This is a genomic window from Bacteroides sp. AM54-2NS (assembly GCF_003602935.1).
GTDB classification, from domain to species: Bacteria; Bacteroidota; Bacteroidia; order Bacteroidales; family Bacteroidaceae; genus Bacteroides; species Bacteroides xylanisolvens.
In genome coordinates, this window is the sequence record NZ_QTMZ01000020.1 from 1 (window position 1) to 21,086 (window position 21,086).

Below are 21,086 nucleotides of genomic sequence, written 5' to 3' on the forward strand. Positions count from 1 at the left end.
TGTTATATATGGAAAACAAATACGAAGGGGAGAATTTATTTACTCAATGCTATTGAAGATTTTATCTGCCACTGATTCAAATAATAGCCTTAATCTGAATTCTTTTTTACCAATTCAATCATATAGCTATAAGTATATTTCTTGTCAAGCAAGCGATATTCATTGTGCGGATACATTCCCCAACTATTATCGCCGCCTAATCCACGTTGCTTCAAGTCAACGTGCAGAAAGATATTCTTTTGCGGAACAATGTCGATAGTATGCTGCAATTTACGGGTCAGGCCGGGATCAAGGTCTTCCGGTGAGAAATGCAAAGCGGAAAATGCGATAGGTTGCAAGCCTGTAATTCTCACTCCTTGCCCTTCGCTATCCAATAAGGACAGCCAACGAACATCTGTTTTATTTCCTGTTTCCTGCGGACGTGTATACCAATAGAACTGATTTTCAACCTTATCCTCATATCGTCCGATGAAGGAACTCGAATAACGGTCGATATAGTTCTCAAAAGGCCCTCTACCGTAATAGACCAAGTTTTCATAAGGTTGATGCAATTCCATACGCATACCAAAACGGGGAAGTTCGGGAAGTTTCGTTCCTGTCAGGTCGATACTGCCTGTCACAACAATAGCACCATTATTACAGATCAAATATTCCATCATATAAGGAACCTGAATATCATTTAATATCCAATCAATCCTGATGGATAATCCTTTTTCATTCTGTTCGTCTATTGTCACTTTCTTCACATAACGGTTGACATGAGCTGTCCGCCAAACACCTGCCAAAGTGGGCATTTTATTTCCAAAATCATTATCAATCGGAGCACGCCAAAAGGCTGGTTCGGGATATTGCTTGATAGGTTGCTCGCCATTTATCATATAATCAAATAAGATTCCCTTTTTCAAATCAATCTTACCAGAAACGCCCCCCGATTGAAAAGACAAAATATTATCTTTTGTTTCATAAGATAGTTTTCCCGAACAAGGCGGAAGCGATGTGAAGAAACTACTTTTATTTAATTGCATCTGCTCTCTAGCTACTTCATAACCGGCAGGTACTAAATCGGTAGCAACCCGGGTGTGCGCATAGAGATTAAGGAAATACTCATTCCCGTCTTCTGGAATAACAGGAAGAGATAAACGTATCTCTTTCTCTTCGTGAGGTATTAAATCAACGTTGAAATCCCCTGTAGATATTTTTTCTCCGTTTTTGTATATTTCCCATATAAAAGCATACTCATCCAGATTGGTAAAGTCATAACGGTTTTTAATGGAAATAATTCCTTTCCCCAAGTCTTTTGCGCTAAACTGAATGTACTGATACACTTTCTTCACTTCATACGCTTGTGGTTTGGGAATACCATTGGCAGAAATCAAACCGTCAGTTCCCGTGTTTAGTTCCCCTTTTTTATCTTCCAGCCATTTATAGCTCCCCATCTTACCATTATACGTCCAATAAGTACGTCCGTCTCTTGGTTCGGTCTTTACCTTAAATCCCTGATCCATAAAATCCCAGATAAAACCGCCCTGCAAGTTAGGGCTGTCATAAATAATATCCCAAAGGTCTTTAAAATTGCCATTGCTGTTTCCTTGGGCGTGAGCATACTCACACATGATAAACGGTCGCTGTTTGCCGGACTTCCGATATTCTGTTATTTTCCACATATTGGGATACATCGGACAGACAACATCTGTATTCCAATCCTCCCAAGCCTGCTCGAACTGTACAAAACGACCGGGATCATATTTCTTCAAGCGCTTATACTCATCGTGGAACACGATTCCATTACCACATTCGTTTCCTAATGACCATCCGATGATACATGGATGATTTTTATCCCTTTCCACCATTCGGGTGATACGGTCGACGTGGGCTGCATACCATTCGGGACGATAAGCAGGATGCGGGATGGTATCTTTGAAATAAGGAACCGAACCCATTCCATGAGTTTCAATATTGGCTTCATCCACTACATAGATACCATATTGGTCACACAATTGATAGAATAACGGATGATTTGGATAATGACTGGTACGAACAGCGTTCATGTTCAGTTGTTTAATCAGTCGCAAATCATTCATTATGATTTCGCGGGTCTGCACATGTCCCAACGTATCATTGTGTTCGTGACGGTTGACACCTTTTATATAGGTGGGTACACCATTTACCAGTAGCCGTGCATTCTTAATCTCAATGCGGCGGAATCCGACTTTATGAGCCACTACCGTCTGTTGCTTGTCGCCATCGGATCGAAGTGTCAGGATACAGTCGTAGAGCGAAGGGTGTTCGGCGCTCCATTTCCGCACATTGCGCACAGTGCCTTCGAAAGTAAGTGTAGTACTTATGTCTGAGATACAATATACTTTCTGCGCAGATAGGACAGTCTTCCCCCCTGCGTCCTTCAAATCAAGTGTAAGTGTCCCCTTTTGCAGGGTTGCATTGGTATTGAACGAACGCAAGTCTACAGTAGCCCGGAATTGCCCGTGTCGGTAGGTATCGTCCAGTCCTGCATGCAGAAAGAAATCCCAAATGGTCGTTTGGGGATAAGCGGTCAGGAAAACATCGCGTTCGATACCGCTTAGACGCCAAAAATCCTGGTCTTCCATATAGCTGCCATCGTGCCAGCGATACACCTGTACAGCAAGCAAGTTCTCTCCTTTTTTCAAATAGTTTGTCACATTAAATTCTGCCGGAGTCTTGGATGCTTTAGTCATCCCCACCTGCTGCCCGTTCACATAGATACGGGCGTAGCCGCTGATGGAACCGAAGTGCAACAACACTTCACGCCCCTGCCAGTTTTGAGGAACCGTAAATGTGCGCCGGTAAGTCCCCACAGGATTATCAACGTCGATATAAGGTGGATTGGGTGAAAACACATACTGAATGTTGCGGATTATCGGCTCACCGAATCCTTGGATTTCCCAGTTGGAAGGGACAATAATTGTATCCCAATCATTGTCGGATAAATCTGTACGATAAAAATCTTTTATGCTTTCTGCGATAGAGGGAGCATAAACAAATTTCCACGTACCATTCAACGAGTATTGCCAAGGCGATTTTTGGGGATTATCGTTCACTGCATCATCTGCGCGCTCGTAGAGGCGAAAGTCAGCGTGTGGTTTCTCTTTGTTCCACTCATATTGGGTGGGATTTTCCCACTCGTTGTTTTGCGCCTTTGCCGTTGGGGACAAACCACAAAAAAGACAGGAAAGGAATAATAAGGTAGAAAATAATCTATTTATCATAAGATAAAGGGTTGTAAGGGTTTCCATTGAGTAACGTCAAGGAGTTAAGAAGCCTAACCTCTTAACTCCTTGAAATCAGTAGGAAAATCTCAAAAAGTTATTCTTCAGTATACAATAATGTTCCAAACCCCAAATCACCGGCTTCGGCAGTACCACGCTCGCCATATCCTTCGGGGCGTTCTTTTTCGGCAAAAGCTTGCGAATATGGAGCATTCATACCTTTCACCTTGGCATAATGGTTGTAAAGGAGTTCCCATCCCGGACGGCACGCCCCTTACCGTCAGCCGACACCTTCTCATGCCAACCGTATTTGGGGTGATAGTAAGGTTCGAAAGGCATTTCCACATCTTCGGCCGAAGTTAAGTTATACTTAGCCGTATATTCGCAGAGGTCAAGAATGATGTTGTCGTTGTAGGCAAAAAGGTCGATGCCCATGTTATAGGCTGTACGGCAGAAGTAAGCGTGCAAGCCTACGTTGAGAGTAGCGTGCCCCTGGTCGCGTCCCATCTCCTGGCTCTGTGCCAAATGTCTGCCTTTCACTTTTCCCGCAGGATCCTCGTGCATACCTTTCACCGACCATTCGATACAGCCCATACCTTTTCCGTGATAGAAAAATTCCAAGGCTTGTTTAATCTTGGCATCGTCATCGTTCAGCACGCCAATAGAAAGAATGGTAAGCATGGCAGGCAAATCCCAACTCATCCAGCCCGAAATGGCTGAAGAATTAAAGTGGTTATCCAAGAAATCATCACAGATGGGATAGAAAGTTTTATCTATCCATTTCTTGAAGACTTCAAAATCTTCGGTTTTCCAACCTTCGTAATCCCGCATCAATTCAGCGGGAGCAGCAAACTGGTATCCGATAAATCCGGCGGCAAGCAGACGATGGCTGTCGTCGGGCCATGTTTTATAATTCACCCCCTTACAAGTCTTAGCCCATCCGTTCAGAATTCTAACAGCTGCCTTGGCATAATCTTCATCTCCCGAAATTTTCCAGCGTACAGCCAACTGATAAGCGGCACCGGCATCGAAAGCGGCCGTATTGAAGTTGCCGCCTTGCGAGTGACGTACAATTTCTTCTTGCGGGTTTGCGTTGTAGCTCAGTTGGGCAAATCGGCTTTCGCACAATTTTTCCCAACCGCTAATCCAAGGTTCGGCACGTTCGTTCACTTTGCGGCGTGCGCGTTCAAAGTCGGCTTCGGTGTTCACCAGACAAGGATGCTTGATGGTGTACTCATAATTTTCATTGGGGTTGATTTCGCGTTGCCATGGTTCGGGAGTTCCGTTCTCGAACTCAGCACTACAGCTGGTCAGCAACACAAGCGTTACGCTGCCCACGAAGGTATAAATAAGATTTTTCATACATTCAATTTTCATTTTGTTATTCAATCAGTTTCCAGAGAAAGTAGATGCTATTGTTTACCACTTTCGTTCTTTATCAAATCTTTCAGTTCTTGTTCCGATTCGAAAGTCTTTATCCAATCCACATAGATGCTGCCTGTTTCATTGGCTTCATACCAGATTTTCCAAAATTGAAGTTCCACCGTGTCGTACTTCGTCAATGAGGTAGGCATATACTGTTGATTTTTGCCAAGGAATTTCTTCGTGAAGTCGGCGTAGAATACTTTGTATTCACCGCAATCTACCACAGTCATGGCATTTTTTCCTTTATCGGTATCTTCGCCATATTTACCGGCTACGGTAATGCCGCTTCCGCCCCAAATGTCTAGATACCACTCTATACTTGTCGATGCTTCGAACACATTTTCGGGGAATTTCATTTTAAAGGCCAAGATGGGATAGTTGGTTACGTTGAACCCAAAACCGCCGTTGCGACAAATGCGGACAGCTTTGTAAGTCTTATCTTCACCGGGGAAAATACGAAGTACTCCGTCATTCTCCATCCATTCAAATTCCCGGTGAGTAAAGTTTCCGAATGGCTGCCAGATGTTCTCGACAGTAAACTGGTCGTTCATTAAACCTTCGCTCACGTTGACACTCATCGTAGCTTTGACAGGTTTACCGTCACCATAGTCGGCCAAAGCGGTAATTACTGCATTGCCATAAGCCTTCGCCACGAACCGGCCTTTTTCATCAATCTCTACAACATCCGGCTTACTGCTTTCCCATGCGATGTACGAAAGCGTAGCATCTATCGGCGTTACATTCATCTGCGGAGTGTAGGTTTCGCCCAAAGCTAGTTTGTCTGCTTCTTTCACAAATTCCATACTTTCGATATAGATAATGGGCTTCACCTTAATTTCAAACTCTTTCGTGAAATGTTTGTCGTCGGTAGCGGTAACTTGGATGCGTGCCTTTCCTTCGGCTATGCCTTCACCTCGCCTTTTTCATTGACGGTGGCTTTATCGGGAGTAAGGCTTTTCCAAATCAACCCGGGGTAAGTGGGGTCGGCCGGAGTAGTCTGCCAAGTAAGGGGCAAAGTTGAGGTTACAAACACTTCGAGGTCTTCGTTAGTGAGATTGATATCAGTGATGTGAATAATTTCGTTTACCACCTTCACATTGATGGTCGAAGTGGCAGAATAGCCCACAGCCGGCTTGGCCGAAATTACCGTACTACCGGCCTTCACTGCCGTGATGCGTCCTTCGGCATCTACGGTAGCCACATCGGGCACAGTCGATTTCCATACCACCTCTTTGTTGAAAGCCTCATCAGGACCTACGGTATATTTTATCAAAGTGTCAGTGCCTATCAGCAGAGGCAGTTCGGGGGTCACTTCAAGGTTGATTTCCTTAACGAGCACTCTCTCTTCTAAAACAGGGGATACATCGTCATCGTTGCACGAAACGGTCATCATTAAGCCAGCCGTCATCAGTGCTGCAAACGCACCCTTTTGAAGTATATTTTTGTATGTCATAATTCGATTACTTTATAAATGAATAATGAATGGATTATTGGTTCCAACCCGGATTTTGTTTCAAGTTGGAGTTCAGTTTGAGCTGGTCGGTGGGCAGCGGCAATAAGTAATGCTTTTCGTGCCAGTTGCGTCCTTTCTCGTGGATAATGCAACCTTCACCATCTTTCTCCTTAAAGGAAGCATCAGGCCATCTGTTTTCAAAATCGGTACCTTTCCACTTCACACCGGTGAGGTTCATCGGCATTTCGTCTTCGGCCGTTTTCCAACGCTTCAGATCATCAATGCGGAAATTCTCATCGAAAAATTCGATGGTACGCTCACGACGAATCTCTGTGCGCATATCCAAATTATTTGCCGTAACAAAGTCGTTAGTCAAGTCAGGCATTTCGGGTTGATGCGTTTGCGTGTCAGGTTCAAACTGATGGCTAAGTCTTCATCCGATATTTGTCCATCGCGTTCAAACACGGCTTCGGCATAGTTCAGCAATACCTCAGCATAGCGGATGATGGGGAAGTCATAGGCTTCCATACCGGTAGGCACTCCGTCGCGTTCGCTACACCACTTGTGGGGAAAGTAGCCTGTACCCGTTTGAGGCATGAAGTTCCTATGCGAGGCATTGGCTATTTCGGCAGCATTGCCGCTCCAATCGATGCGTCCGCCGTTTGTACCCCAGTAAGTTTGTCCGGGCACCATAAGCTGATTGTTCATGCGGTTGTCGCGATTTTTATATTCATCATCCACTTTCGTGTAATTCCACGTTTGGGGATTGATGGGCAACCCATTGCTTTGCAGATACATATTAGCCATTTTGCGAGTAACGTACAAGGCATTGCCCAAACGCCCTTGGGTTATGTTGAACCCGATAGAATTGATAACAGGGTCGTGGCGGCGGGTAAAGATATACTCTTTATTACCTGTTTTATTGATACTGGCAGGATTCGACTTTTCATTCTCCAAGATAAAGAGATATTTGTAGGCTTCCGTACCCAATTCTTGAGGAGCAAAAAGCTCGAATGCTCCGCCCGCCATTACATCATGAGCCGCCTGTGCTGCGGTATTGAGCAAATCTTTTATACGTTCGGTATTTTGACCGCCATTATGGAATTTCTCCCATGTACCTTCATAGAGGGCTACACGTGAAAGAAATGCCAAAGCAGCTTCGCTGGAGAGGCGACCTTCGTCGCTGCTGCTGATAGCCTTATCGACGGGTAATAGTTTAGCGGCTTCTTTCAAGTCGTCAATGATGAAGTCAGCCACCTCGGTACGCGGATTGCGGGCCTTCTGCATCTCAGGCGAGTCGATGTCGAGCGGCGTGCGGGTAATGATAAGGTCACCGTAGGCCTGCAACAACTCGAAGTAACAATAAGCACGGAAGAAACGGGCTTCCCCCACCGAAATGGCGATGTCGGCTTGTTGGTCATACGCATCAGCCTGTTGCAACAAGGTGTTGGCTTGGCGAATACGATTGTAATTGTCGGTATAATGCTTGTCGGATGACGGAATACTGTTCGTTCCATTACTATAGATATTCACCGTGCTACCGGCAAACAAGTCCGAGCGAATATCAGCGTGCTGGCTATCGTCAAGCCACTTGAAATCGGCCGACCAGCCGTAGAACTGGGTAGCAAAGAGTTTGAAGTGTTCGGGCGACTTCCAATAGTTGGTATCCGCCAATTGCGTCTTGGGCTCAAGGTCTAAACACGACTGCATGATCATGGCGCAAATGATTCCTAAAATATATGCTATTTTTTTCATTGTTATCTTCAATATTAAGAATAAAAATTAGAATGTGGCATTCACACCGAAAGTCACGGTGCGGTTAAACGGATAGCGTTGCTTGTTTTCTACCTTGCGGGTGGCTTCGGGATCCCAACCATCGGTGATATACGATTTTTCCCACAAGTCGGCACCCGATACATAAATACGCAGGTTGCTGATGAAACCGCTCTTATTCATCCATGCCTTTGGCAATGTGTAACCTAGTACAATCTCTTTGAGACGCAGGTAAGCACCATTATCGGCCGACCAGGTAGAGGGAATGTAATTGTAGTTATTGATGTCATTACTGTTTGAATAAGTAGGAAAATGGTTGTTAGGAGTTTCAGGACTCCATACATTACCTACCGACTGGTTGGTAGTGTTCAGCCAAATAGCTTTGAAAGGCACTTTCCAAGAGTCAATTTCACGATAGATGGTACGCTTGCCCACACCTTGGAACACGGTATTGAAATCGAATCCTTTCCACTCGCATCCGAAATTAAACGAGAACGAATATTTGGGGTCGTCGGAACCGAGAAATACAAGGTCATCTTGTGTCAGTTTGCCGTCTTTGTTCACATCTTCATACATGTGGTCGCCCAAACGCAAGTTAGCAGGCAGGGCGATAGAGTTGCTGCCCACATATTTGTCCACGTAATAATCCAGTTGGTCTTGGTTTTGTACTTTGCCCACATAGCGGTAGCCAAATACCGAGTTGAGTGGATAGCCATTCACAGCTTCGTTATAACCTGCGCTTACCACGATGTTACCTCCATCGACGAGTTTGTTGGTCATATAGGTTAACGTACCGCCAACGTGGTAGTTGAAACCGCCTATCTTGTCACGCCAAGTCAAGCTGGCATCGTAACCATTGGCTTCAAACTTACCGCTATTAGTGCTGGGAGCAGTTCCACCCAATACACCGGGGTGCAGACGCGAAACCAGCATATTGTCGTTTTTCTTTTTAAAGACCTCGAACGTACCCGTAAGGCGATTGTTGAGGAATCCAAAGTCAATACCCAAGTTATAGTTGTAGATACGTTCCCAAGTACGCACGGTGCTCACCAGTCCGGCAGATTCCACATAGGTTCCTTTCGAGTTGCCCAACAAAGCGCCGCTGTTCGATTTGTAGTTGTAAAGTTGGATGCCGTCATAGCGTCCGATACCATTTTGGTTACCTACCTCACCATATGAGGCACGTAGTTTCAGTTCATTCACATAGTCACGCAAGTTCTCCATGAATTTTTCTTCAGTGATACGCCATCCGGCTGATGCGCCCCAGAAGAAGTTCCAGCGATTCTTGGGCAAAAATTTCGAAGAGCCGTCGTAACGAGCATTCACTTCGACCATATATCTCGACTTGTAGTTATAATTCATGCGACCGAAATAAGAAAGAATGGCTTCCTCCCAACGGTCTACCTTGTCTATGTAGATTTGTCCTTTACCGTTAAGCGATTCGATTGCCGCTTCCACGTCCATTGCTTTGGTGCCGCTATAATCGTAAGCGGCATAGTCGTATTGCACACCTCCCATAAGCGATATGTCGTGAACCTCATCAAATAATTTCTTATAAGTGAGGAAAGCTGATGCCGTATAATTGTCAGTACGCGCAGAACTTTTAGTATACGATGATTTTTCTTTTGCGGGATAGGGAGAGTTCTCATTCAGAATCGGAGTGCCGTCGTATTGATACCAATCAACCGAAAGATATTGTTCGTCACGGGCCGCATTGTTCGTTGAGTAACCCAAAGTGCCTTGAAAATCAAGACCATCCAAAATGTTCACTTTCAAAATCTCGTTCACATTCATAGTGGTCACCACAAGTTTGTTGTCACCACCCAATTCGGCCGACCAGTTGGGGGTATGAATGCCTCCCCACGCATATGGTTTGCCATCAATGGTCGAAACCGGTAGCCCTGGCTGCGGTATGCTACTACCCAATATACTACCAATCTGTGTAGGAGCCACTTGATGCTGACGACTAGCTGACATGTTGGTTTCCAAGCTGATACGGTTGTTTATCTTGAAACTGTTGAATAAACGTACATTATAGCGTTCGTTCGAGTTGTTCCCCCATTGCAGCGTCCCTTGGTCGTTCAAATACCCCAACGAAAGTCGGTAGGTCGATTTTTCCGAACCTCCGCTTACGCTGAGGTTATGCTGGGTAGAAGTGGCGTTTCCCCACAGCACATCAGTCCAGTTCATATCGTGAAACACAAAGTCGGCCACACCACGGAATCCTCCCGGAATGGGATCTTCATCGGGATTGTTTCCACCATGCAGATTAATCCAACTCCCCTTCATGGCTTTAGCCAAACGGGCATAGCGCACCCAGTTGTCGTCTTCGCCATAGCCGTCATTCAAACGGGCTTGAAGCACACCGTCCGTCCATTCGTCCATGCTCATCATGCGGGGCTGCAAACCCACAATTTTACGTGTAACCGAACCGCTATATTCCACTTTGGCTTTGCCGGCATCGGGACGTTTGGTAGTTACCAAAATCACACCACCCGCTGCTTTTGCGCCATAAATAGCAGCCGAAGCATCTTTCAGGAAGTTAATGGTTTCGATGTCGTCGGCATTGAGTTGAGCCATCTCGCTCACACCACTGGCTGGTACACCGTCAATAATCAAGAGAGGTTCTACCTTGTTCTTCGATACAGAGCCACGGATTGAGACACCCCATCCCTCTTCGCCGGGAGCAGCCGACGAGCGGGTGATGCGTAAGCCCGGAACCTGACCTTGCATAGCCGAAAGCGGATTGGCCACTGTACCTTTATCCTTAAAAAGTTTTTGGTCGACCACTGTTACCGAGCCTGTCAACGATTCTTTTTTCTGAGTACCATAACCTACCACGACAACCTCATCCAGCACCTCTGTATCTTCGTGCAGGATAATTTTAGCCAGATTCGTCCCTTTTACAGAAACTTCCAACGTCTTATAACCGATAAAAGAAATCACCAACGTACCACCTGATACATTATTCAAAGTAAAGTTTCCATCCATATCCGTTATCGTACCATTGGTAGTGCCTTTCACTTTGACATTGGCACCAATAACAGGTTCGCCATAGGAATCCACGATTTTACCTTTGATTGCCCCAGTCTGCGAAACAGCCTGCACTTCTCCCACATAGGCAAATACCGCCTGTGGAGCACCTGTTACAAGGGCAGAGGCCATCACCGTAGAGAATAGAAATCTTCTCGATGAGAATCTGAAGAGATTTTTTTTCATATACATAAAATTTAAAACTAACATTTATACTATTTATTCTAATATTAGATACACTGTTGGATATACTCACGGATTTCTTTCCGACTGATAAATAAGTGGTTTTCCACCGTACGGGAAGAAATTCCCAATTGAGCGGCAATATCAGCCGAGGATTTATTTTCGAAACGACTCATGATATAAATCTTCCGACGTTGTTCAGGAAGCTGATTGGCTCTCTCCCATTCGCATGTCAATAGATATTGGCAATAATCTGGCTCTCCACTTCATTGGTACAAGTAGGAATCCGGTCGAAAAGATAGGAAGTTACTTCTTGAGCTTTGTAAAAACGACGCAAATAGTCCGTTACCAGATTCCGGCAAATCGCGAATATAAAATGTTTCACTGTTTCCGGACGCAATATCTGCTTATAGTCCATCAAACGCAAAAAGACATCTTGTGACAGGTCTTTTGCTTCTTCGTCCTTACCTATTTTATAATAGATATAAAGATAAACGGAATGATGATAACTCTTATAAGAGTCAGCAACCAGTTGAGTAGATTTCATGTTTATATTTTCCATTGCTTAGATTTTTGTTTATCATTACGCTGGCAAATATAAATGGTAAATACGGAAAAGAAACAATAAAAAAGGGCGGATAGATTTCATCCTATTGGAAGGGAAACAGAAGTCACAACACCTACTGATAATCAACTAATTAGACAATAGCAAGCTAGAGTCTCAAATTATTATATGAGACTCCGGCAATCAATCTTCATTAGTTCGTCCTATACTTTGGACGTATTCGTTCGGGGTTATTCCGGTCGTCTTTTTAAAATAACGGAAAAAGGAAGTACGAGAACTAAAACCACACAGTTCAGCTAAAGCACTTAAGGTATATTTTGAATATTCATCCTCATTAAGCAATCGTTTAAACTCAGCTATGCGGTAATCATTCAGATAATCATAATAATTCTTGTTCAAGAACTGATTAAACACGTAGGACAATGTATATGGAGAGACGTTCAATACTGACGCCAAATCCGCAATCTTTAAATCAGGGTTAACATACAGTCTTTTTTCCTGCATCAGCATGTCCAGTTCGTCTGCCAGCCGATGACATTCTTCCATACTCACATTGCTCTTTCTGTATTTTTCTTCAACTACCGGTTTCCCGGTTTCTATGGCGTCCGCCGCAAGAGCCGGAGAGTTCTTTTTTCTCCGGTAATAAGCATAGCTTAAGCATATTATTGCAATCAATAATAGAATTGTTCCCCATAAGGTCGCGTTAAAAGAGGAAGCAATAGTCACTGATAAACAGATTTCCGAACCGGGCTCACCAATCCGACGGATTTTGAATTGATATTTCCCGGAAGACAAGTCATAGTAGGTCAGTTCGGATTTACCACCCAACAACTGCCAATCATCATCCATCCCTTCCATTTTATATTCATAAGACATATATGCAGGGTCGGAATAGGTAAATCCGGAGAAACAGATAGTCAGATTCTTGTGCGACGATTCCAAAGAGACTTTATAGAGATGCTGTTCTCTCTGTATAGCAGGATGATAAGGTTCTTTACCATTCACATATACATCTGTAATAGCCAGGGGATAACTGTTTTCTTCATTTATATCACGTAAATCCCTGGTCAAATAAATCAATCCTTTGGAATTGCCAAACCAGATTGTTCCCGAAGCATCTATAACAGGGCAACAGGTAATAAAAACAGAACTCGGTAATCCATCTACAAAAGTATAAGGAACAATTGTACATTTTTTATCATAACGGTACAGGCCCAGATTCGTACCAATCCACAGCCACCCTTCACGGTCTTCGATCATAAACATGGCATCTTTCCCTTCCAAAAGAGTGCCCGGCTGGAATCTTCGGAAATGAGTCATTGACAAATCGGAAATAAAAATAGGGCCTTTATCCGGAAGGAAATAGAGCTCGTGGGAAGAATCTTCATATACTGTCCTGATTTTCTCTTTATGTATAAAGCCTTCGGGGAATATATCTGATTTGATACTACGAGTGGAAGGATCCCAAATACATAAACCGGTAGCCGTACAAATCCAGCCCTTTCCTGTAGAATCAAAGCATATATCAAGCACATTCCCTTCCGGAAGTTTGGAGTTCGAACTGGTATAGTGAATGAGTTGTTCGCCATCTTTATACTGATACAAGCCCATTGAAGTGGCAATCCACAGACAACCGTCATTGTCCGACTTGATGCAGAAAACATGCCCTTTCACAAAAGGAGTCTCCGAAGGTTCAAAATCATGGATAGTTAATGTAGAAGAATCCAGTATATACATGCCACCACCATACGTACCGATATAATACTTTCCTTGAAACGGGTAAATGCACATTATCATATTAGAGCGTAATTGGGGTGACTTGAAACTCCTAAAACGCCGTTTCGTCTCATCAACATAGAAGAGGCCATTGCGGGAACCTATCAATCTTTCATTCTCATTGATAGCTATAGCCCGTACCGGTATGTCTTTTGAATCAAAATAAGGAGAATAAGAATAGGTAGAGAAAAGCCCGCTCTGATACAGTGTATAATCAAGTCCCAACTGATAGAATCCAACCCATATCAATCCTTCCCTGTCCACCAGCAATGAATAGACAGAGTTAGAGCGGATTCCGCCATTAGTACCGGGTTCATAGCGGAAAGATTTCATAACCTTATTTTCCTTGACAGATACAAAATGTACTCCATTTCCGTCTGTTCCAACATAAAGTATATCTTTTCCGTCACCCGACAAAGAAGAAATTACATTGCATCCCAAATCAATCCAATTATCCCTGAACTTCCCTGTCGGTATATCGTAAACAACCACTCCATGTTCCATTGTCCCTAAATAGAGCCTGGAACCAATTCGTGCCATTTTTCGATAAGTATAATCCTGTCTATCATTGTCACCGCATGGACATAAAGTTATTTTTCGGGTAGACAGATTCATTGAATATAGTTTGGAGCGGGTCAGAATCCATAATGTATCTTTTTCTCCCATATTCAAATCGACTATGAAATTATCCGATGACCACATATCCGCATTGATAGTAATCTGCTCCAATTCATTATTTTTGCAGACAAACAATCCTTTTTCGCTGCCAATATATAAGGTTCCCTGCGCATCGGTCAATAAAGAACGAACTCCGAATTTTATCACTTCAGCAACAAACGGTTCTAATTTACCGGATTCTTTATTTATCCGCCAAAGGCCCATATCGTTTCCCACCCAAATCCGGTTGCCTTGCGTTTCTGCAATCACATTCACCCATTTCAGTTTCTCATCATCTCCGAATATCGGATAATGCTTGAAACGGAAGCCATCAAAACATTCAACTGACGTAGCTGTTCCAATCCAAAGATAACCTACGGAGTCTTTATACAAGGCACTGACCGTTAAATCAGATAATCCATTTGTTTCTGACAGACCACGAAAGGAATAAGAAATCGGATAGGCAGACAGAGAAAGAGAAATAAATATAAGGCTTGTTATATGTCGTATCAGATTATTCATAGGATTTATATTTGATGAAACAATGCAAACCTACATAAAATATCCCGAATTTTATGTAGGTTTATACAAAAACAAAACACACTCCTCAATAAAAATGAGTGTTAATCTACCAGCTTTATACTCAATTGGGATTGTTTATACACAACAGGAATTCTCTTATTATTAACCTCTACTCTTACAGGCTTCTTCTTACTCCTGAAACTGGCATTTATCTTCGGCTGTCCGTCTATCCAAAGATTGAGTTTCTTATCTTCTTCCTTTTGAATGACAAACAACTTAGCCAAAGAAGAAAAATAGGTTTCCTTATCGCGCCTTAATGCACTGCCATGACAGATAAAGAAATCTTTGGCGTCTTTGGCTTCCGTTCCTTCGGGATAAGAAACTGCAAACATATAGGCATCTGTCATCCAGCCGTCCGGCATAATCCATGAGTTGCTGTGCATCAGTCTGCCATCTGCCAACTGGTTAATATACAAGTCAGTCACTTTACCTTTGTGACGGATACGAAGTCCAATCCAATCTTGTCCTTCCCGCCGTTCCATTTGTGGCAAGTCTTTTTCATTGGGAGTCTCCTTTAATATAATAGCTGTCAGCCCTTTTACACGATTGACTTCTGCCGGCAAATGGAATGAATAATAGGTTTCAGTACCTTTCAAATCTTCAGTTGGAGCCTGTATTTCTTCCCAATACAAATCCTCCGGATAGTCGTGTACAAAATCAGACTTAGCAAGCAAACGGGGATAAAGAGGACGAATCACAACGGAAGAATTACCATTCGTCACATTCACGTCAACTCCCGACTTCTTATAAGTCCCGTTGGTATGCCACAGCCATTCAAAACGGCCGACCTTATGCGTCTTTAAATCATCAATCATATAAATCACATTATCCATCCAAAGGAAATGGCGGAAATTACGACTGAAATTATTAGATACAGGACCTGTTCCATTAGCCAGGACATATTTCACATTTCCCGCATCCAAAAGATGATGTAAATATCCTCTCAAAGTAGAACCGCTGTACTGCTGCTCACGGGGTTGTCCCTCGCCATTGAACAGTACTACATTATGCGCCTGGCTTTGAAAGAAATAATTCCGATAAGCAGGATTAGGATACCAACAGTTTCCCCCGTCTTTAATAATATCTACCCCTTTATGAAAGACAATAAATGAATTGGCATCTGCGTGAGAATGATTCCATGTATGACCGCTTTTTACAGCCAGCATCGTAGCATCCTTTTCCCACGAATCACGCATCGTAGCCCAACCAAAATCGGCAAATAATTGAGAAGTCGGCAGTTGAGGGACAGCGGGCGCCTTACTCAAATCAGGAGTGTAAAGGAAGCCCATGGGACGATTCAGGAAAAAGCCATCACGATGTTGTCCTTGTTCCACCTGGCTATATACCACAAAATAGTTGGATCTTTCACCCCCAATGCATACAATAACATCATGCTGGATTCTGCCGATACATTTTTATGGCTATCTCCAAAATTCAAACTATGCAGCATACCTGTACGCGGATAGCAGACTTGTGAGAAGTAACTCGGCAATTTTGCCAATTGAGGAATATCACCCGGATTCTGTCCGGGATGAGTATTTATCCAAGCGATCCTAAACAACAAAGCTTCCTGAATACCAAAGTTGGCGTAATTCAGACTTTCATACATTCCACCAGCCTCATCAAAACTCTTTGCTTTCTGTTGCAATACATCACCGGCAAAATCAAACCATTCAGGAAGTGATTCGTGAAGTTGCTCCACCCATTCTTTTACTTCGGGAAGTTCATTTTGAAGACTCAAAGCCAATATTCCACCCTGACAAACACAGGAGGTCCACCAGTTATGTCCCATCGAATTCAATGAGTGAATACGGGTCGGCTCCAACAACCAGTCTCCCAATGCCGGTTCCACGGCTAACCGTTTCAATCCTTCGGCTATCTTTTTTCTTTCTGAAGAAGACATGACATTGTATGCAGCATCATACCCCACTGCGGAAAGAAAACTCTTATGAGCATACCCAGTTGTGAACGCCATGCAGGAATACGTGCCATCATTTCCACATCTCCCCATGATTCGGCTTCCACAGCTTTCAGGAGGATTTCTTTGATTGCGTCTGCATACTCCTTATTATCAGTCATCAAATAAGCTAACGACAAATAGTCTAATCGATTAAAATCTTTCTTTTGCAAAGCTTCATCGGCTGTTTTCTTAATATCTCCCCATGCTTCCTGCAATTTAGGTTCATGCTGCATACGCTGTTTCACTTGCTGTATGCGTTGTGGAGTATACAGTAATGAAGGATGATTTATTTTTTGTGCTTGTATATATAATGAAGAAACACAAAAAAAACAGATAACAGCAATAATAGTTTGTTTCATGGTACTTAGTCTATTCTATATATAATCAGTTACAATATTATTCTTTATTGAACGTTTTTCAAAAATTCTTCCAATGCTGCATTAAATTCTTCCGGGCGTTCCATATTCAGCATGTGTCCGCAATCGTCAATTACTTTCAGTTTTCCATTGGGAAGATATTGTAAAATGGGAGGTTCTTTTGAGAATCGGTTGCCGGAAGAATGACCTCAACAATTAAAGCAGGTACATCGGGATGATTCTTTTTCAATTTCTCGATGGCATCCAAACCAGCTACCACCCGTACTTCTTTGTGTAAAGGTTGCCACGCATCCCACTCATCGATCATTTGCCATAGAGACTCACGCATTCGTTCCCGCTGACTTCCTCCTGACTTCATCAATCCTTCAAACCACTCTTTCTTCATCACATCTACCCCTTTCTCTTTCAAAGCAGCAATCTCCTTATCACGTACTCTTGCTTCTTCCGGAGTCATCGGTTCACTGGGACCTTTCGATTTCCGAATGTTTCCACTGGCTAAAAAAGCAGATAACATTCGGTCAGGGAAATACGCCAACATATCAGCAGTAATAAACCCACCTAAAGAAAGTCCGACGATATGCGCTTTCTTGATGTGCAAAGAATCCATCAAAGTAACTAAATCTCCAGCGTGTGTGAATTGATAGTCTTCCGTTTGTGAAGACGAAATGCCATATCCTCTCAAATCATAGCGGATCACACGATATTTTTTTGCCAGTACGGAAAATTGTTCATCCCACATACGATGATCCAAAGAATGACCATGAACAAAGATGACGGGAGCACCTGTGCCGGCTTCCTCATAGTAAAGAGAACCGTTGCCCACTTCAACGCGGCCTTGTTTCACAACCAACGGATGTCCCTTTACAATCTCTGAAACAGTTCTCGAAATTACAGGACTACCATAAAAAGACGAGAAACCATCTTCTTTACTGGAAGCACCGACTACATGAGCAATAAAGAAGCCATAAACATTCTCCCGTTTATTGATCCACGGGTAAGCGCCAGCCCATCCTGGTGAACTAATCTGATAAGCTTCACCTGTCTTCTTATCGATTAATTCACGCCATTCTCCCAATCCGTAGATTCCATTGTGGGATTGTCCTAGCCCTTTCGCTACATAATTATCCGAGTTATTCGAAGGGATTATTGCGTCTTTCACTTGGTCGGCCTGCATTTCCTTTACAGTTTTTGCTGATATAATCCGCTTATCGTTATACATTCCATCATGATAAATCATAGATAGGAAATGAATATAATCGTTCAAGGTGGTACACAGACCACCACCTAACATCGGGGCATGTCCGCCATCTGTATTTATCGGAGTAAAATGAGAATTTTTCATTTCCAATGGTTGCGCCAATAGTTCTTGAAAGAGAGTTTCAAACTCCTTCCCCATTGCCACTTCCGCCATTCTTCCGGCAATCTGCATGGCAAGCCCTCCATACTGGAACCGGCTTCCCGAAGTAAAAACCGTATCTAACGGCAATATTTCAATAATGGCAGAATCCAAATGATTGTAATTATCTACACGCGGTTCAGGAAGATAGGGACGCACTCCGGAAGTATGAGATAACAGTTGTCGTAAAAGGATTTTTCCTTTGGCATCTCCCTTAAATTCCGGCAACCACTTTTCCACAGGGTCATCCCAGTCCAAACTGGTACTGTCCACTACCGCTCCGATAACAGCAGCCGCCACCCATTTTCCGGCAGAGGCTACGTATACTTTTGTATCAGGAGTATAGCTACCATAGTTCTTCTGAAAAATGACAGAATCATTCTTTACTACACAGATAGAAGCACCTGGATAGTACTCTTTACTCACCCAGCCTTGAATAACAGAATCTAATGAAGAGAAGTTATAACGACTCCCTTGTACGGATGATACATTGCAGGAACCTGCAATAAAACAGATACTTATAAAAATTACGATTAATAATCTTCCCTTCATTTTCGTTATCTATTAAATTCGTATTAAACACAAATTACACGAACTACGCTATTGTTTGATGCAATTATAATTATAAAACCGCGTAATTCGTGTAATTCGTTCTTAAATTTTTCTATTTCGACTGCAAATCCCAATATACCACATAACGCTGATGATGCAAATCATAAAGCGGACGAATCACATCTCCTTGTTCTGTTATAAATTTCAGTTCTTTTCCTGTACGCTGCAAAGTACGTTCCGGATGTTTCATATCTACTTTCAATGAGGTACGCAAATCGGCAGGCACATGGAAATTATAAGTATAATAATCATTATAAAGAGCTGGATTAGAGAAAGGTGCGGGAGCCTGCATACCTTCCGTACCCCGTTCTCCGGCAAGCACTAACGGGCCATACAATAAAGCCACTTTATTCGGATTATCGGGAGTGGCTTCCAATTCAATCTGCATCGGGTAAGTAGCCGAGATACGGTCATTATCTTTCCAGTCACGAGTGATAGCGATGTAAGAACCCGGCTTTTGTTTTACTGCTACTTTTTTACCGTTCACAAGAACTTCCGCTTTTTTACTCCATGAAGGATATCTTAGATAAACAGTAGTGCGAACCGGTTTCTCGACACGAATAGTAAACCGGGTCGTTTCCTCTTTCGGAAATTCCGTTTCCTGGAGAAGGGTTAATCCTTTTTCTTTCCAGGTGACTTGGGAAGGAATAAACAGATTTACATAGATTCCCTCGTTGTTGTGGTAGTAGATAGCTTCTCCGTATTTAGCATGATTTTCGAATCCGCTGCCGACACAACACCAGAAAGAGTTCTCTTTGGTACTATACAGTTTATGTGAACCCGAAAGTAAGGGTAAGAAATAAGTGACCATTCCCGTTTCCGGGTCTTGCTGTCCCAGGATATGATTATATAGTGCCCTTTCATAATAATCGGCAATAGATGAATCGCCCGTCCAACAGAAAAGATGACGACTAAGCTTCAACATATTATAAGTACAGCAGGTTTCTCCGGTATAGCCGGTCAAGTGTTTAGAAAATTTCTTCGGGTCGAAAAAATGCTCCTTATCACTACTACATCCCGGAGCAAAAGTATGGTGGTCAACCATGGTATGCCAGAAGAATTCCGAGAGCTTTTTGCTGGTCTCATTCTCTGTCAGTTCATAGTTACGTGCTTCGGCTATGACTTTCGGGATAAACGTATTCGTATGTTTGGTTCCCAAATCGTCCCGAAGTTCTTTCAACGGGTCAATTACATCATTATGGTAGAAATATTCGGCCAACCAACGGTAACGTTCATCTCCTGTGATAGCATACAAATTGTAGAATGATTCGTTGACACCTCCAAACTCATTGCGTATCATGAGTTTGCGGGTTTCTTCACTAAGTGGTTTCAGTTTGTTATAAGCCCAGTCGCCCATTTTGGTCACTGTTTTCAAAGCCTGCTGATTATCCGCATACAGATATTGGTCTATCAGACCGGAATAAAGCTTATGCAAGGTGTACCAAGGTGCCCAAACACTCTTTCCCCGGATATTACGGTTTATCAGTTCTTCGGGAAAAGCACTTAAATATCCGCCTTTCAAAGCGTTCTGAACTTCGGTCAGCCCGTTGACAAGGCTATCCCCTTTCAGCTTGAAAATCTCACTTCCGGTAGCGGCATACATCAAAGCGTAAGCCGAAAGCAGATGTCCGGTAGTATGTCCGCGAAGTTCACAGTCCAAAGATTCCCAGCCACCAAGTTTTTTCACTGTCATATAACCGCCTTCACGACCAGCAAAGACTCCGGCATTTGTCCGGAAACTATGTAACAGGCGACTTACGTCGATAGAGGTCATCCATGCGGAATCCCGCAACATATTGTCACGAAAACGACTCGGTAATAAACGGACGTCCTTCAAATCAAAACTTTCTACCCGAACAGGAGCCACTGTCTCTTTTTTTATTTTCCCCTGGTGCTGTCCGGGGTATACAGATTGAGCCGACGATATAGCCGATACTGCCAATAATGCGATTACAACTAAAGATTTCTTATTCATAATCATTTTTAATATCCTTATATTTATAGGATACGAATAAGTTCAGCCTAACACTCAATGCAAAAATACGAATT

Annotated in this window: 7 protein-coding genes and 4 pseudogenes; all 11 read right to left on the bottom strand. The window is 43.1% G+C overall.

All coding sequences use genetic code 11. The features are described from left to right. Window positions 1-89 precede the first annotated feature (89 nt). On the bottom strand, window positions 90-3,245 hold the full coding sequence (locus DXA05_RS13635) for a glycoside hydrolase family 2 TIM barrel-domain containing protein (protein WP_004316024.1): 3,156 nt from the start codon (window positions 3,243-3,245) through the stop codon (window positions 90-92). Window positions 3,246-3,467: 222 nt separating this feature from the next. Further along, window positions 3,468-4,607 carry an alginate lyase family protein gene (locus tag DXA05_RS13640; protein ID WP_284515550.1) on the bottom strand — a complete coding sequence of 380 codons (1,140 nt, stop codon included), beginning with the start codon at window positions 4,605-4,607 and terminating at the stop codon, window positions 3,468-3,470. Between the two features lie 50 nt (window positions 4,608-4,657). Beyond that, window positions 4,658-5,500: a DUF4979 domain-containing protein gene (locus tag DXA05_RS27600; RefSeq protein WP_284515551.1), complete on the bottom strand. Its 843-nt coding sequence runs from the start codon at window positions 5,498-5,500 to the stop codon at window positions 4,658-4,660. Between the two features lie 71 nt (window positions 5,501-5,571). Further along, entirely contained in the window at window positions 5,572-6,123 is a 552-nt protein-coding gene (locus DXA05_RS27605) for an Ig-like domain-containing protein (protein ID WP_284515552.1), read from the bottom strand. Window positions 6,124-6,157: 34 nt separating this feature from the next. Then, a pseudogene (locus tag DXA05_RS13650) lies at window positions 6,158-7,878 on the bottom strand (RagB/SusD family nutrient uptake outer membrane protein). A gap of 27 nt (window positions 7,879-7,905) precedes the next feature. Next, a complete protein-coding gene (locus DXA05_RS13655) occupies window positions 7,906-11,115 on the bottom strand; it encodes a TonB-dependent receptor (RefSeq protein WP_165861518.1) in 3,210 nt (1,069 codons plus the stop codon). A 44-nt stretch (window positions 11,116-11,159) separates the two neighbouring features. Beyond that, window positions 11,160-11,674 (bottom strand): annotated as a pseudogene (locus DXA05_RS13660) (sigma-70 family RNA polymerase sigma factor). Between the two features lie 186 nt (window positions 11,675-11,860). Beyond that, window positions 11,861-14,632 carry a two-component regulator propeller domain-containing protein gene (locus tag DXA05_RS13665; protein ID WP_128859268.1) on the bottom strand — a complete coding sequence of 924 codons (2,772 nt, stop codon included), beginning with the start codon at window positions 14,630-14,632 and terminating at the stop codon, window positions 11,861-11,863. A gap of 101 nt (window positions 14,633-14,733) precedes the next feature. Then, window positions 14,734-17,011 (bottom strand): annotated as a pseudogene (locus DXA05_RS13670) (heparinase II/III family protein). A gap of 44 nt (window positions 17,012-17,055) precedes the next feature. Next, window positions 17,056-18,977: pseudogene (locus DXA05_RS13675) on the bottom strand (alpha/beta fold hydrolase). A 112-nt stretch (window positions 18,978-19,089) separates the two neighbouring features. Beyond that, complete coding sequence (locus DXA05_RS13680; protein ID WP_165861519.1) at window positions 19,090-21,012, bottom strand: glycoside hydrolase family 127 protein; 1,923 nt, start codon at window positions 21,010-21,012, stop codon at window positions 19,090-19,092. Between the last annotated feature and the right edge of the window lie 74 nt (window positions 21,013-21,086).

Coding starts and splice junctions, on each gene's coding strand:
- DXA05_RS13635 (WP_004316024.1), bottom strand. CDS start 3,245: ATGATAAATAGATTATTTTCTACCTTATTATTCCTTTCCTGTCTTTTT.
- DXA05_RS13640 (WP_284515550.1), bottom strand. CDS start 4,607: ATGAAAAATCTTATTTATACCTTCGTGGGCAGCGTAACGCTTGTGTTG.
- DXA05_RS27605 (WP_284515552.1), bottom strand. CDS start 6,123: ATGACATACAAAAATATACTTCAAAAGGGTGCGTTTGCAGCACTGATG.
- DXA05_RS13655 (WP_165861518.1), bottom strand. CDS start 11,115: ATGAAAAAAAATCTCTTCAGATTCTCATCGAGAAGATTTCTATTCTCT.
- DXA05_RS13665 (WP_128859268.1), bottom strand. CDS start 14,632: ATGAATAATCTGATACGACATATAACAAGCCTTATATTTATTTCTCTT.
- DXA05_RS13680 (WP_165861519.1), bottom strand. CDS start 21,012: ATGAATAAGAAATCTTTAGTTGTAATCGCATTATTGGCAGTATCGGCT.